This window comes from Desulfovibrio aminophilus DSM 12254, assembly GCF_000422565.1.
GTDB classification, from domain to species: domain Bacteria; phylum Desulfobacterota; class Desulfovibrionia; order Desulfovibrionales; family Desulfovibrionaceae; genus Aminidesulfovibrio; species Aminidesulfovibrio aminophilus.
Map to the genome: position 1 here is coordinate 284,141 of NZ_AUMA01000006.1, position 14,624 is coordinate 298,764.

Sequence of the window (14,624 nt, forward strand, 5' to 3'; positions counted from 1 at the left end):
GTTCCCGGCGCATATTCAGCTCGTTTCTTGGCGCTGATTCCAATTTTTCGACAACCCCGCTGTCGGCCCATTCGGCGCGCGGCGTGAGGCAAGGAGGAGCATCCATGGCCAACGGCAACGTGAAAGCCGTCTCGTTCGAGGGCGCGGTGAAGACCCCCGAGGGGCTGTCCTTCAAGGGCGTCATCATGCAGCCCGTCATCGACAAGTGCGAAGGCTGCGCGCGCATTGTGGCCTTCGAGGACCAGAACTACTGCCCCAGCTACCCCCAGCCTGCCCGCAAGTGGGCCCTGGGTGTCTGCAACTTCGCCACCCATGCGAAGACCCAGACCGGGACGCAGGGCAAAAGCAAGGTCAACCCCCTCAAGGCGTCCAAGCGCTCCGTCAAGGGTCGTTAAGACCGGATTTCGGCTCAAGGGGCGGGGGCGACCTCGCCCCTTTTTTTCATTGATCCTGCCGGGCCGCGCCCGAACCTGTCCGGCCGCGACGCCCAATGGAGCGGAGCATGCAGGACCTCTTCGCCTTCATCGACGGCCAGACCGACTACGTGGTGGACATCCAGCGCAGGCTCACGGCCATTCCGGCGGTGGGCCCCAAGAACGGCGGCGAGGGCGAGGGGGCGAAAGCCGACTTCCTGCGCGGGCATCTGCGCTCCCTCGGCTTCGAGAATATTCGCGATTATCCGGCCCCGGACCCCTCCGTCCCCAGAGGCGAGCGTCCCAACCTTGCCGCCGTCATTCCCGGCGAAGACCGTTCACGGACCATGTGGGTCATCTCCCACCTGGACATCGTGCCACCGGGCGACCTGTCCCTTTGGCACTCCGACCCCTACGACATGGTGCGCAAGGGTGACCTCCTCATCGGTCGGGGCGTGGACGACAACCAGCAGGGGCTTGTCTCCTCGCTTCTGGTGGCCCGCCATTTCCTGGAGAACAAGGTCCAGCCGCCCATGAACTACGGCCTGCTTTTCGTCTCCGACGAGGAGACGGGCAGCGTCTTTGGTCTGGATTACGTGCTCCGTGAACACGGCGACATCTTCGGCAAGGACGACCTGTTTCTCATCCCCGATTTCGGCCAGCCGGATTCGGCCCTCATCGAAGTGGCCGAGAAGAGCATGTTCTGGCTCAAGATCACGGTTACCGGCCGCCAGTGCCATGCCTCCACGCCCGAAAAGGGCCGCAATTCCCTGGTGGCGTCCGCCGATCTGATCCTCAGGATCAGGGGACTGTATGCCGAGTTCTCGGACCACGACGAACTGTTCGATCCGCCGCTGTCCACCTTCGAGCCCACGAAAAAGGAAGCCAACGTGGGCAACATCAATACCCTGCCTGGACGGGATGTGTTCTACGTGGACATGCGCGTGTTGCCCCATTACTCCTTGGACGCCGTCCTGAACCGCATCCAGGAGCTGGGACGCGAGGTGGAGGCAGTTCATGACGTGAGCGTGGCCTACGAGACCGTGCAGCGCGAACAGGCAGCTCCCGCCACTCCCGAGGACGCGGAGATCGTCCGACGCACCGTGGCTGCCGTGCGCCGGATCTACGGCGGCGACCCCAAGGCGGTCGGCGTGGGCGGCGGCACCGTGGCCGCGTTCCTGCGCCGCAGGGGCTATCAGGCCGTGGTCTGGGCCACGCTCATGCACTACGCCCACCAGCCCAACGAGCTGTCCAGCATCGCCAACACCCTCGGTGACGCCAAGGTCATGGGCGCCGTGCTCCTGGGCTGACGCGGGGATATCGTGGTCCGCACTCCGCCGCCGCAACGCTTCGATCTCGTGGTGGTCGGCGCCGGGCACGCCGGATGCGAGGCCGCCATGGCCGCATCCCGCCTGGGCCTGTCCACTCTGCTCCTGAGCATCAACGTCGAGCGCATCGGTCATCTGTCCTGCAATCCGGCCATCGGCGGTCTGGCCAAAGGCCACATGGTCCGAGAAATCGACGCCCTGGGCGGCAGCATGGGCCTGTGGGCCGACGCGGCGGGCATCCAGTTCCGCACATTGAACACGCGCAAAGGCCCTGCCGTGCGCGCCACGCGCGCCCAGATCGACCGCGACGCCTATCTGCGCGTGGTCCGGCGAGACATCTTCGCCCAAGAGAATCTCTGGGTTCGCCAGGACATGGCCGTGGCCGTGTTGCGCGAGGACGGCCGCGCCTCCGGCGTTCGCACCGCGCTGGGAGAGAGCTTTCCCGCCCGAGCCGTGCTCCTGACCACCGGCACCTTTCTTTCCGGCCTGATCCATATCGGCCTGACCCACTTCAGCGGGGGGCGGCTCGGCGATCCCGCCTCCCGCGACCTCTCCGCCAGCCTGGGCGAAATGGGACTTGCCCTGGGACGCTTGAAGACCGGGACAACGCCGCGTTTGCTCAAGAAGAGCATTAACTTTTCTGGGCTGGAGTCCCAACCCGGCGACGTCCCGCCTCCGGGCTTCAGCTTCCACGGCGAACCGCCGGCCCTGCCCCAAGTTCCCTGTCATATCACCTACACCAACGCGGCCACGCATGAGGCCATCCGCGCGGGTTTGGACCGTTCTCCCCTGTTCACCGGAATCATCCAGGGCACCGGCGCCCGCTACTGCCCCTCCATCGAAGACAAGGTGGCCCGGTTTCCGGACAAGGACCGGCATCAGGTCTTCCTGGAGCCCGAAGGATTGGACAGCCCGGAGATCTATCCCAACGGCATTCCGACCAGTCTGCCCCTGGACGTGCAGAAGGCGATGATTCGCACCATCCCGGGCTTGGAGCAGGCCCAGATCGTGCGGCCGGGCTACGCCATCGAGTACGACTTCGCGCCGCCCACCCAGCTCTGGCCCACCCTGGAGACCAAGGTGCTGCCCGGGCTCTACCTGGCCGGACAGATCAACGGCACCTCGGGCTACGAAGAGGCCGCCGCCCAGGGGCTTTGGGCCGCCCTGAACGCGGTCGCCGCCCTGCGCGGGACGCCGCCGTTCCTGCCGCGTCGGGACCAGGCCTACATGGCCGTGCTGGTGGACGACCTGGTCACCAAAGGCACGGCCGAACCTTACCGCATGTTCACCTCCCGGGCCGAGTACCGACTGCTTCTGCGCGAAGGCAACGCGGATCTGCGGCTGACGCCCCTGGGCCGTGCATGCGGGCTGGTGGGCGATCGCCAGTGGCGCCTTTTTTCCGACAAGCGCTCCGCGCTGGACGCCGCGCTGAAGGCGTTGAACGAAGTGGTCGTGCGGCCGGACGCCGCCACCCGCGACCGTCTCGCCGCCATCGGCGCGGCGGCTCCGGGTAAGGCCGTATCCCTGGCCCAGATTCTGCGCCAACCCCAGGTGCGCATCCGGGATCTGGCGATCTTCTGGGAGCCCCTGGCCACGCTTGACGAGTCCGTGCTCCTGGAAGCCGAAACCCAGGTGCGCTACGAGGGCTACCTGGATCGTCAGGCCCAACTGGCCGAGCACCACCGAAACATGGAAGAGACGGCTCTGCCGCCGGACGTGGACTTCAGCGGAATCGCGGGCCTGACCCGCGAGGTCGTGGAGAAGCTCTCCCGCCTGCGGCCCCGGACCTTGGGCCAGGCCGGGCGCATTTCGGGGGTCACTCCGGCTGCTTTGGCCTGCCTGGAAATCCATCTGCGTAAGATCGGACGCCGCTGATCCAGCGTACGGCACTCTTTCCCTTCCCGGGGAAAGACGTTATCACCGATAAAAACGAACCCCGCACGGGACCGTCATGACGCATATCCTGCAATTCCTGGTCGCTCAGGCCCCGGGCCTGGAAGAGCCCACCCTGGACCGCCATTTCGTTCAGCGGATCGGGGAGTCCTTCGGCGGAGGCGGCGCGGTGACACCCGCCCTGCTGGTCATCGCGGCCGGAGTGTTGGTGTTCTGCGCCCTGCTCATCATCCTGGTCCGTATGCGTCGGAAGATTCAGGCGGGACGGGAGCGGCAGGAGCCGCCCATCGGTTGGCTCATGGACCGGCCCTCGATCATGGAGGTCATGGAAAACGCCTTGATGCACCGCTCCAAGGTCGAGTTGAGCTTTCACCAGCAGGACGAACGCCGTCGCGCCGTGGCTTGCGCCCTGCTCGAGGTGAGCCCTGAGTCCATGCTCCTGGAACTGCCCGCTGGAATCCAGCCCGGAGCCTCCTGGGTAGGGCGCCAAATAGATGGCTTCTTTCAGATCGGCAAGGGGCCGGCTACCCAGAGCCGCAAGATATTCTACCATTTCACTTCCGAGATCGCCGCCGTGCCGAGGGCCCGCAAGCAGGCCGCCGTGCTTTCCGTGGCCATCCCGGACAAGATCGTGCTTTCCCAGAAAAGGGCCTTCCTGCGCATGGCGCCGCCTTCCTCGGCCATCCCGGTCTTCGAGATCCTGCCGCACGACGACGCCACCTTGGCGCACTGCCTGTCCTGGTTCCTGCCCCCCCCGGAGGAGGACGGCAAGCAGCCCTCCCCCCCTCCGCGCCTCCCTTCGCTCGGTCGCTTCGCCATCAAGGACATCTCCGGCGGCGGGGCCCGAGTGGAAGCCCGGATCGCGGACAAGGAATCCTTGCAACGGCTGAACCTCGTGGCCGGAACATCTTGTTACGTGGCCCTTGAACTGCTGGCCGAGCGCCCCCGGCGCTACGTGCTGGCCGCCACGGTGCGTCGCGTGTTTCGCGACACCGGCGGTGTGCAGGAACTCGGGCTGGAGTTCACCTCCCGGCTCAAGGGCCGGGACCAGGGCACGGGACTGCCCTCCTGGAAGGCGCTCAAGGGCAAAGGGGAGGAGAGCATCGAATCCTGGGTGGTGAAGAAATACCTTGAGGTCTACCGGGAGAAGGGCGTGGAGCCCACGGCCTGAAGCCGCTGTTGACAGATCGTCCGGCTCCATTTAATTCCCAAGCCTACGTGAATACGTAAAAAACAGCGGGGAATTCCCCCGGCCGCGAGACGGCAAGGAGAGATGTCTTGGACGAGGGCTCAGAGGGCCGACTATTGTCCCGCATCATCAGCCTCTTCCGCAACAAATCCATCGGGCACGACCTGGAAGAGCACATCCTGGACGCCAAGGACGAAGGCGCCATCCCCCCCGAGGAAGGATCCATGCTCTTGAACGTCCTGGACCTGGGCAAGACCCTGGTGGAGGACATCATGGTTCCGCGCATCGACATCGCCTGCGCGGAGGTGGACGCCGAACTGGAGGAGGTCGCCAACCTGATAATGGAATGTGGGCATTCCCGCATTCCATTGTATGAGGACTCCAAGGACCGCATGGTTGGCATCGTCCACGCCAAGGATCTGCTCAAGCCTTTGCTGGCTCCCGCGCCGGAAGGCGGTGGGAAACGGATTCCCCTGCGGGGGATCATGCGTCCTGTCTTCTTCGTCAACGCCAACGCCAGTGTGCGCAGCCTGCTGCGCCAGTTTCAGAGCGAACGCATGCACCTGGGCATCGTCCAGGACGAATACGGCGGAACGGCCGGTCTGGTGACCATGGAGGACGTGTTGGAGGAGATCGTCGGCGACATCGAGGACGAGTACGACACGTTGCAGCCCGACGAGATCGAGCATCGCGAGGATGGGACCATGCTCTGCTCCGGCCGCGCGCTGCTGGAGGACGTCAACGAGACGCTGGGTCTCTCCCTGGAGTCCGAGGAGGTGGAGACCATCGGCGGCTATCTTTCCCAGATGGCCGGCGACATCCCTCACGACGGACAGACCTTTGATCTCGGCCCCTGGCGGTTCGTGGTCCAGGACGCCGACGCCAAACATATCCGCATGATCCGCATCGAACCGCTGGCGGGGGACCGCTAAAGGAAAGCCGCGGCAGTGCCAGTGTTCATCCTCCTCTGCGCCCTGGGGGCCTGGTCGGGTTTCGCCAACCCTTATTTTCAGCTGCCTCCGGCGGTGTTGCTGCTGCCGTTCGGGCTGGCCGGCGTCGGTCTGCTGGCCGAAACGCCGCGCCGGGCCATGAAGATGGGCTGGTTGGCCGGAACATCGGCCGCCGTCGGATGCCTCTACTGGATTTACATTCCGGTGCAGCACTACGGTAATCTGCCGTGGTATCTGGCCCTGCCGTGCCCTGCCCTGCTGGCCTCGGCCCTGGGAGTCTACTACGGCCTGTTCGCTCTTTTCATGCAGCGCGCCGTCCGTCGCCTGTCCGGATTCACCACGGTGCTGGCGGCCGGTTTTCTTTGGGCGGCCATGGAATGGTGCGTCGGCCACCTGCTCACGGGCTTTCCTTGGCTGACTCTCTCCGCGGCCTTCAGCCCCTGGCCCTGGGCCGTACAGGGGGCATCGCTCATCGGTGCGTATGGCCTTTCCGGGGTCTTGGCGGCGGTGTCCGTGGGGCTCCTGCTGGCGCCCTCCTCGCGGCCGGCCCCGGCCCTGGCCGTTTTGCTGGCCGCTGGGATCGCGGTCTTCGGCTGGCGGGTGTTGGAGAGCGCGGCTCCCGGGGGCGTCTCGGCCACGGTGGGTCTGGTCCAGGGCAACATCGACCAGAGCTTGAAGTGGGATCCGGAATACCAGATCGCCACCATGGAGCGCTACGCCGGACTTTCCACTCAGGCCATCGCGACCGCCCAGCCGGACCTGCTTGTTTGGCCCGAGACGGCGCTGCCGTTCTATTTTCAGGAGCCGAGCCCCTTGCACAACCGGGTCGTCTCCTTCGTCAGAACGAACAAGACGCCCCTCTTGGCCGGAGCGCCGGCATACATTCCAGCCACCCCGCCGACCAAACCCGAGCTGTTCAACCGGGCCTACCTCCTGGGGCCGGACGGCGCGGTGGTCGGATTCTACGACAAGGAACACCTCGTGCCCTTCGGGGAGTATGTGCCCCTGGGGGAATGGCTGCCCCTGGGAAAGCTGGTGGAGAGCGTGGGCGACTTCTCCTCGGGCCGCAACCAGCGCGCGCCCTCCATAGGCGACATTGCCCTGGGGGTTCTGGTCTGCTATGAAGGAATCTTTCCCGAGCTGGCTCAGAAGCGCGTGGAGGAAGGGGCCACCTTGCTGGTGAACATCAGCAATGACGCTTGGTTCGGTGATTCCTCGGCCCCCTGGCAGCACCTTCAGCTCAGTCTGCTGCGGGCCGTGGAACAGGGGCGCTGGCTGGCGCGGGCCACCAATACGGGGATATCCCTGCTGGCCGATCCCCAGGGCCGGATAACGGCGCGAAGCGGCCTGTTCACCGAAGACGCGGTTACGGGCCAAGTCCGGCTGGAAACCGGTTCGACCTTCTTCCACCAGACCTTCCACATCCAGGCCTGGGTTCTGCTCGGCGTGGCGGCGTCAGCCGTCCTGACCGTCCTGGTCCGGCCGCTCAAGGCCGCACCGCGCCGAAAACTTCGAGTCTGACAAGGAATCGGACAACCATGCTGCAATATCCCGAGTTGAAGTCCCAGGGAACCGATCTGTTGTCCCAGTTCGCCAGTCTTTGGGGGCGGCTTTGACTACCAGGACGTGAAGGAACGCCTCGCCGAGATCGAGTCCGAACTTGCTCGTCCCGGAGCCTGGGACAGACCGGAAAAGTTGACCCCTGTGCTGCGTGAGAAGCGTACCCTCGAGGCGCGTCTGGAAATGTATGACGCCCTGGACGCGGCCCGCCGCGACGCCGAGGAATGGCTGGAAATGGCCCGCGAGGACCAGAGCACGGAAATTCTCGAAGCCCTCGACGAGCAATTGAACCTGCTTTCCCGGCGGCTCCAGGGCACGGAGCTGGCCACCCTGCTCTCCGGCCCGGAAGACAAGACCCCGGCCATCATGGAAATCCATTCCGGGGCCGGCGGCGTGGAGTCTCAGGACTGGGCTGAAATGCTCCTGCGTATGTACACCCGCTGGGCCGAGGCGCGGGGTTTCACGGTAGCGGTCATGGACCACCTGCCCGGCGAGGAAGCCGGCATCAAGAGTGTGACCCTGACCATCGAGGGCCTCTACGCCTACGGTCTGCTCAAGGGCGAGACCGGCATCCACCGGCTCATCCGCATCTCGCCCTTTGACGCCTCGGGACGACGGCACACCTCTTTCGCCTCGGTGGCCGTCTTCCCGGACATCGAGCAGGACATCGAGATCGACATCCGCGAGGAGGATCTGCGCATCGACGTGTTCCGCGCCAGCGGGCCCGGCGGCCAGCATGTGAACCGCACCAACTCGGCCATCCGCATCACCCACCTGCCAACGAACATCGTGGTCCAGTGCCAGAACGAAAAATCGCAGGTGAAGAACAAGGCCACGGCCATGAAAGTCCTCAAGGCCAGACTCTACGAACGTGAGCTGCAGAAGATCGAGGAGGCCAAGCGTGCCGATCACGCCACCAAGGACGCCATCGGCTTCGGCAGCCAGATACGCACCTACACCCTGCAACCATACCGTCTGGTCAAGGATCACCGTTCGGACACGGAAACCGCCAATGTGGACGCAGTGTTGGACGGTGACCTGGACGACCTGATCCGCGGCCAACTGCTCCATGCCCATGCCGGAAAAAAAGCCTGATCCCGCCGCCGGGACCGCACTTCTCGCCGATATAGCGGCCTTGCAACAGGCCCTTTGCGGCCAGTACTCGGAGGCCTGCTCCGGACGGAACGGATCACCCACGCTGGGCGTCTTCCGTCTGTTTCCGGGCGTGGACCTTTCGCTCTGGTCCCGGTTGTCCCGGGAGCACGGACTGAGTCATTGGCTGACCCTGCCCCTGGACGAGCAGGCGTATCCCCATCTGGCTTTGTACCAGGATGCCCTGGAACGCCTGACCTACCAAACCGACCATGACCCGCTCACCAGTCTGGCCAACCGCCGTTCCTTCGAGCGGACCCTGGATCTGGAGATTGAGCGCGCCCGGCGCTCCCGCGTGCCGGTAAGCCTCGCCCTTCTGGACCTGGACGACTTCAAGACCGTCAACGACACCCACGGCCATCCGGCCGGGGACTTGGTGCTCCGCCGTCTGGCCGAGGTGCTGGAGCAAGGCAAGCGCCGCTACGACTTGGCCGCGCGCATCGGCGGCGAGGAATTCGCCCTGGTGCTCTCCGGGGTGGGCTTGGTGAAATCCGCCGAAATCCTGGAGCGGATACTGGAATCCTTTTCCACCGTGCGCTTCGAGGGTTCCGGAGGAGAATCGTTCTCAGTCACCTTCTCCGTGGGCATCGCCTCCTACCGGGGCAATGTGGAGCTGGCCGTGCCCGAGCTGGTCAGCTTGGCCGACGAGGCCCTGTACCGGGCCAAGGGGTTGGGCAAGAACCGCGTGACGGTGGCTCCTCTGCCCGACGTGGACAAGGTCGCCAACGAGGCCACGCTGGTTCACGCCAATGAAAAGAAATTCCTCTTCGGCAAATGAGGCACGAGATGACGAACGTCAACCGGACCTTGTCCCTGGCCGTGCTTTCCGGGAAGGGCGGCGTGGGCAAGACCAATCTGGCCTTGAACGTGGGCTATGCCCTCCACGGCGCCGGTCACAGTCTGCTGCTCATGGATTGTGACCTCGGGCTGGCCAATCTGGACGTGCTCCTGGGTATCTCGCCCGAACGGAACCTCCAGGACCTCTTGCGCGACGGTGTGCGTCCCCGCGACGTGGTGGTGGCCCTGGAGCAGAACGGCCTGGACGTCCTGCCTGCGGCAAGCGGCGTGCCCGAACTGGTGGAAATGGACGAGGACATGCAAGGCTTGCTGTTCCAGAAGGTCGCTGACCTTGTGGGACGCTACCAGTTCCTTCTGCTCGACCTGGGCGCGGGCATCAACCGCACGGTTTTGTCTTTCGCCCAGACCGCCCGGCACCGCCTCGTGGTGGTCACCCCTGAACCTACATCGCTCACGGACAGTTACGCGGTGATCAAGGTGCTGGCCACCCAGCACGGGGTGCGCGACTTCTGGGTGGTGGTCAACCAGGCCGCCGACGCCCGCGAGGCCCGCGAAACCTTCAAGCGTCTCTCCATGGCCTGCAAAAATTTCTTGGACCTGGATCTGACCGACCTGGGTTTCGTGCGTCAGGATCCCACCCTGACCGAGGCCGTCCGGAACCAGACCCCATTGCTGAAGTTCGCGCCCAAGTCCGACGCGGCTCGGGACATCATTTCCCTGGCGGTCAAAGTTGAACGATTTCGATCTGATAATCTTGACGCCTTGGCCGAAGGCGATATTTTAGGACGATTGCCGAGGCCCAAGGTGGATTAATGCCTTGACGAAAACCTGTATTTTTCGGCATAGATATCGGCATAAGCGGTCCAAATGCGGTGGCAACCGCTGGGGAACGGTGACGGAACCCTTTTTTCGCCGCCAAAGTCATTGGGGGACGCCATGAACAAGAGTGAGCTGATCAAGGCTTTGTCCGAGAAGAAAAAGCTGCACGTCGAGGAATCCACCAAGATCGTCACGGCCTTCGTGGACGCGGTCAAGGAGGCTCTGGTGCGTGGAGACCGGGTGGAAATCCGGGGCTTCGGCAGCTTCAAAATCAAATCGTACAGCGGCTATACCGGTCGCAATCCCAAGACCGGCGCCGTGGTCAAGGTCCAGCCCAAGAAGCTTCCCTTCTTCCGCCCCGGCAAGGAACTCAAGGAATTCATCAACAATTAGGCGTATGATGAAACATTTCTTCGCGACCGTGGCGATCCTGACCGCCTTGCTTTTGGGCGCGGATCGCTCCTGGTCGGCCGAGCCTTTGTTGTCGATCATCTTCTCAGCCAACTCCGAAGGTGCTGTACGGCCCTGCCCTGTTTGCGGCGGCCGAATCATAGGCGGGCTTTCCCGGCGCGCGACCTACATCCAACAGTCTCGCCAGAGTGCGGGCAAGACCGTGCCTGTCTTCGCGGTTTCCGGCGGCTTCGAGTTCCTGCCGGAGAGCGGCAAGCAGCCGGACCAAGCCAAGTTGCAGGCCCTGGCCAAGGCCTATGGGATGATCAACTTCGACCTCGGACTGCTGACCCCGGGTGAAGCCGGCGCTATGCGCAAGGCGGGCGTCAACTTGCCCGGCCAATGGATCACGGCCGAAGCCGTGACCCAGACACAGCTGCCGTTGCCCGGTGGCGGAGCCGTCGGGTTCGTACTCTTTCCGCCCCTGACGCCCACGGAGAAGGAAGCGCCGAAGGATCTCATCGCCCAGATATCCAAGGCGGTCGAAACCCAGCGCAAAAAAAGCAATATCGTGGTGGGCTTGAGCCCCTGGGGCTATTTTGTGGAGCTGCTCTATCTGCGGAGCAATGACGCCGTGCTCCCGGACGTCCTCCTTGGTTCCGGCCCCGGCCCCGGCTTCAAGGGCATGGTCGCGGGCGAAGGGCGTGCCTACTGGATGCGCGCCTACAGCCTGGGCAAGGCCCTGAATCGCCTGGAAGTTCTTGCTTGGCCCAAGCGTGAAGCCGGATTCCGCTGGAGCGACGACATGGACATCCGCTCATTGAATGTGGGGTTGACGGACCAGTTCAAGGAAGATCCGGCCATAGCCGTCCTGTTCGAGGGAATGGAGACGGACTGATAAACCGGCGGCCAGAGGCGCCGCCGAGGGAGGAAGCATGAAGATTCGTGGGGCGTTCACCGCGCTCGTCACCCCCTTCAAGGGGGGGCAGGTGGACGAGGAAGCCTACCGGCGGCATGTGGAGTGGCAGATCGAACAAGGCATCGACGGCCTTGTGCCCTGCGGCACCACGGGCGAAGCCGCGACAATGGACCACGAGGAACAGGGCCGGGTCATCCGCATGTGCGTGGACCAGGTCAAGGGACGGGTGCCGGTCATCGCCGGAGCCGGTTCCAACAGCACCCGCGAGGCCATCGAGCTGACCCGACTGGCCAAGGAAGCCGGGGCCGACGCCACGCTCCAGATCACTCCCTACTACAACAAACCCACCCCCGACGGGCTGGTGGGACATTTTCAGGCCATCGCCAAGGCCGTTCCCTTGCCCATGATCATCTACAACGTTCCCGGACGTACCGGCCTGAACCTCGCGCCCAAGACCCTGGCCCGTATCGCCCGGGAAGTGCCCGAGGCCATCGGCGTCAAGGAGGCCACCGGAGATCTCAAGCAGTGCACCGAGGTCGTGGAGCTCTGCGGGCCGGACTTTCTGCTGCTTTCCGGCGACGACTTCACGGTCCTGCCCCTGCTGGCCGTGGGCGGCGTGGGCGTCATATCCGTGGTTTCCAATCTCATTCCGGCCAAGATGCATGAACTCTGCGCCGCCTATTTCGCCGGAGATCAGGTCCGGGCCAAGGCTCTGAACATCGAAATCCAGGCCCTTTCCCGCGCCATGTTCATGGAGACCAATCCCATCCCCGTCAAAACCTCCCTGGTTTATATGGAGCGGTGTCAGCCTGGATTCCGCCTGCCTCTGGCTCCGCTGGAGGAGAAACATGTCGAACCGCTCAAGACGGTGCTCAAGGCCTACGGTTTGATCCAGTAGCGATCGAAGCCGAACCAACGAAAAAGGCCGCCGGATTGTTCAGGCGGCCTTTTTCGTGCGAAAAAAAAGGCGGGGCCGAAGCCCCGCCTCGCGGATCAAAGCGGATTTAGGCGAAGGCCTTCTCGAAGGGAGGCACGACCTGCTTCTTGCGGCTCATGACCTTGTCCAACCAGACGCTCTTGGCGTCGGGCTTCACGCCGAAGGCCTTCTCGATGACGGAGGCGTCATCGGAGACGTAGAGCATCTTGGAGCCTTCCTTCATGATGTCGGTGAGGAGCAGGAACACGCTGTGACGGCCGCCGTCCTCGCCCTTGACCTTCTGGATCTCGGCGTAGAGAGCTTCCTCGTAGGGGGCCAGGATGCCCAGATCCACCACTTCCAGCTGGCCGATGCCGACCTTCTTGCCGCTCATGTTGAAGTCCTTGTAGTCGCGGAAGACCAAGTCCCGCATGGGGGTGCCTTCCACGGCGGACTTCACTTTGAACATCTCCATGCCCAGGGCCATGACGTCGGCCACGCCCGCGAGTTTGGCCAGCTTCTCGACGGCCTTCTTGTCCTTCTCGGTGCAGGTCGGGGACTTGAACATGACGGTGTCGGACAGGATGGCGCAGAGCATGATTCCGGCGATGGGCTTGGGAACGGCCACGCCGAAGTAGTCGTACATGGCGGCGACCACGGTGCAGGAGCAGCCCACGGGCCAGACCCACATTTCAAGCGGGTTGGAGGTGGTCACGTCGCCCAATTTGTGGTGGTCGACCACGTACTGGACTTCAGCCTTGTCGAAGTCGGCGGGCAACTGAGCCTTGTCGGTGGTGTCCACCAGGGCGATCTTTTTGCCGGCGGCCTCGGTCAACAGCTCGGGGGCCTTCACGCCGAACTTGTTCAGCACGAACTCGGACTCGGGCGGGCAGGCGCCCTGCGCGGCGGCGATGAACTCTCCGCCATAGGCCTTGGCGGCCAGGTCGGCGAAAGCGATGGAAGCGGCGATGGTGTCGGTGTCGGGATTCTTGTGACCGATAACGTAAATAGCCATGACATCCTCCTCGATAGTGTCCTGTTTTTTCAATACCCCGCGTGGGATACCAAGGGCCAGACAAAGCTCGTTCGATTTATCACAAAGTTCGCACACCGACAAGTCAGAAAATCCCGGCGAAGGAGAAAAGTATGACCAGAACCGCCCCGGCGGCGAACAGGGCCTGGGCCTTGCGTAATCGCAGGGAGAGCACCCCGCCAAGTCCGGCGGCCAGGAACAACGGGGTCCAGCTCAGCCGTGACGTGGCCAGTTGCGGCCCGAAGCGCAGCAGGCAAAGGTCCGTGAGCACGGCCAAGGCCAGGATGCTGGAAAAGAAGAACAGCCAGGAAAAAAGCGCTGACGTGCGCAACGCCCGAAGAACCAGCCGGGGAGGCAGGTCCGGGTCGGCGGAATGCCGGGCCCACTGGAGAATGGCGCTATAGCTCCGGTTCTGCCATTCGCGCAGCGCGCCTTCCAGGCGGGCGCCCAGCCAGGAAAGCGGCATGGTCAAGACGAGCGGCACGGCGATCTGGGCTGGATGGGTCAGACCGAAATGCGTGACAAGCGCCAGGGCGGCTGTGGTCGAGGCGGCAAGATGCGGGGGAATGTATGTTCCGGCCGGAATGGCGTCGAGCCAGAAAAGTTCATAGAAGACGGCAACGGCCAGGGAGGTGCTCCAGTCACCTCCAAAGAGGCTCCAGAGAAAACCGATGGCCAGGGGGCGTTCAACGAGCCCCAGGTTCAAGCTGGAGCGACAGAGCCCGAGGAGGACAAAAAAAAACCGACCGCGCTGAACCAGGCGAGGCTGCCGAGAGTGAAGTCCATCATTTGAACCTCGCTTGCACGGGGTCGTTGGGAACGCAGCGGAAGTCCAGGCTTACCCCATGTTGGGAAAAAAAGCGCAAGCAGGACTCGTCGTCGGTGGAGAGGGCCACGCTGGGCGATATTTGGCGCCGACCCGGCTTGTAGTGGATGTTGCCGACATTGAGGCTCTCGAACTGGAATCCGCGCTCGAAGGCCCGACGGGCGTCGGCGCAGGATGAGAAGAGCACCAGCGCGGCGAGGGGGTGGCCGGACATGGCCTGGACCAGAGCCAACTGGGTGCGTTCCACATGCACAAAAAGGCTGGTGGTGTTTTGGGGGATGGCCAGGGACATGATTTCCTGCTGGATGCTGTCGCCGGCCACTTCGTCATTGGCCACGATGATCGTGGAGGCTCCGGTATAAGGGAGCCACGCTTCAATGACCTGGCCGTGAATCAGCCGGTTGTCGATGCGCACCCAGAGGGATTCCAAGGACATGT

General features: G+C 63.9%; 15 protein-coding genes. 12 read left to right on the forward strand and 3 right to left on the reverse strand.

The window, feature by feature from the left end:
* Positions 1-104: 104 nt before the first annotated feature.
* From H587_RS0103375 to dapA, 12 genes are all read left to right on the forward strand, one after another.
* Positions 105-395, forward strand: a complete 291-nt coding sequence (locus tag H587_RS0103375) for a PxxKW family cysteine-rich protein (RefSeq protein WP_027175070.1) — start codon at positions 105-107, stop codon at positions 393-395.
* Positions 396-502: 107 nt separating this feature from the next.
* Positions 503-1,723, forward strand: a complete 1,221-nt coding sequence (locus tag H587_RS0103380) for a M20 family metallo-hydrolase (RefSeq protein WP_027175071.1) — start codon at positions 503-505, stop codon at positions 1,721-1,723.
* 87 nt (positions 1,724-1,810) lie between these two features.
* Positions 1,811-3,616 (forward strand): tRNA uridine-5-carboxymethylaminomethyl(34) synthesis enzyme MnmG, encoded by a 1,806-nt coding sequence (gene mnmG, locus H587_RS0103385; RefSeq protein WP_245560817.1) that lies wholly within the window; start codon positions 1,811-1,813, stop codon positions 3,614-3,616.
* 76 nt (positions 3,617-3,692) lie between these two features.
* Positions 3,693-4,805, forward strand: coding sequence for a PilZ domain-containing protein (locus H587_RS0103390; RefSeq protein ID WP_027175073.1), 1,113 nt, complete (start codon positions 3,693-3,695; stop codon positions 4,803-4,805).
* Between the two features lie 107 nt (positions 4,806-4,912).
* A complete protein-coding gene (locus tag H587_RS0103395) occupies positions 4,913-5,755 on the forward strand; it encodes a hemolysin family protein (protein WP_027175074.1) in 843 nt (280 codons plus the stop codon).
* Between the two features lie 15 nt (positions 5,756-5,770).
* The gene (gene lnt / locus H587_RS17065) at positions 5,771-7,294 is read left to right on the forward strand and encodes an apolipoprotein N-acyltransferase (protein WP_034608482.1); all 1,524 of its coding nucleotides are present in this window, start codon (positions 5,771-5,773) and stop codon (positions 7,292-7,294) included.
* 17 nt (positions 7,295-7,311) lie between these two features.
* Positions 7,312-8,428 (forward strand): peptide chain release factor 2 gene (gene prfB / locus H587_RS0103405; RefSeq protein WP_156904433.1). Its coding sequence is split into 2 segments (ribosomal slippage): positions 7,312-7,386 and positions 7,388-8,428, totalling 1,116 coding nucleotides; the frame shifts between segments, so codons are not numbered across the junction.
* Positions 8,429-8,468: 40 nt separating this feature from the next.
* Positions 8,469-9,263: a GGDEF domain-containing protein gene (locus H587_RS0103410; protein WP_245560813.1), complete on the forward strand. Its 795-nt coding sequence runs from the start codon at positions 8,469-8,471 to the stop codon at positions 9,261-9,263.
* 8 nt (positions 9,264-9,271) lie between these two features.
* A complete protein-coding gene (locus tag H587_RS0103415) occupies positions 9,272-10,096 on the forward strand; it encodes a MinD/ParA family protein (RefSeq protein ID WP_027175077.1) in 825 nt (274 codons plus the stop codon).
* Between the two features lie 123 nt (positions 10,097-10,219).
* Positions 10,220-10,495: an HU family DNA-binding protein gene (locus H587_RS0103420; RefSeq protein WP_027175078.1), complete on the forward strand. Its 276-nt coding sequence runs from the start codon at positions 10,220-10,222 to the stop codon at positions 10,493-10,495.
* A 7-nt stretch (positions 10,496-10,502) separates the two neighbouring features.
* On the forward strand, positions 10,503-11,390 hold the full coding sequence (locus H587_RS0103425) for a UshA-like (seleno)protein family 2 (protein WP_156904434.1): 888 nt from the start codon (positions 10,503-10,505) through the stop codon (positions 11,388-11,390).
* Positions 11,391-11,427: 37 nt separating this feature from the next.
* Positions 11,428-12,309 carry a 4-hydroxy-tetrahydrodipicolinate synthase gene (dapA, locus tag H587_RS0103430; protein WP_027175080.1) on the forward strand — a complete coding sequence of 294 codons (882 nt, stop codon included), beginning with the start codon at positions 11,428-11,430 and terminating at the stop codon, positions 12,307-12,309.
* A gap of 106 nt (positions 12,310-12,415) precedes the next feature.
* Here dapA and H587_RS0103435 read toward each other — a convergent pair whose 3' ends face one another.
* From H587_RS0103435 to H587_RS0103445, 3 genes are all read right to left on the reverse strand, one after another.
* The gene (locus tag H587_RS0103435) at positions 12,416-13,342 is read right to left on the reverse strand and encodes a manganese-dependent inorganic pyrophosphatase (RefSeq protein ID WP_027175081.1); all 927 of its coding nucleotides are present in this window, start codon (positions 13,340-13,342) and stop codon (positions 12,416-12,418) included.
* Between the two features lie 103 nt (positions 13,343-13,445).
* Positions 13,446-14,120 (reverse strand): PTS sugar transporter subunit IIC, encoded by a 675-nt coding sequence (locus H587_RS0103440; protein WP_034608484.1) that lies wholly within the window; start codon positions 14,118-14,120, stop codon positions 13,446-13,448.
* Positions 14,121-14,145: 25 nt separating this feature from the next.
* Positions 14,146-14,622 (reverse strand): PTS sugar transporter subunit IIB, encoded by a 477-nt coding sequence (locus tag H587_RS0103445; protein WP_027175083.1) that lies wholly within the window; start codon positions 14,620-14,622, stop codon positions 14,146-14,148.
* Positions 14,623-14,624: the final 2 nt, after the last annotated feature.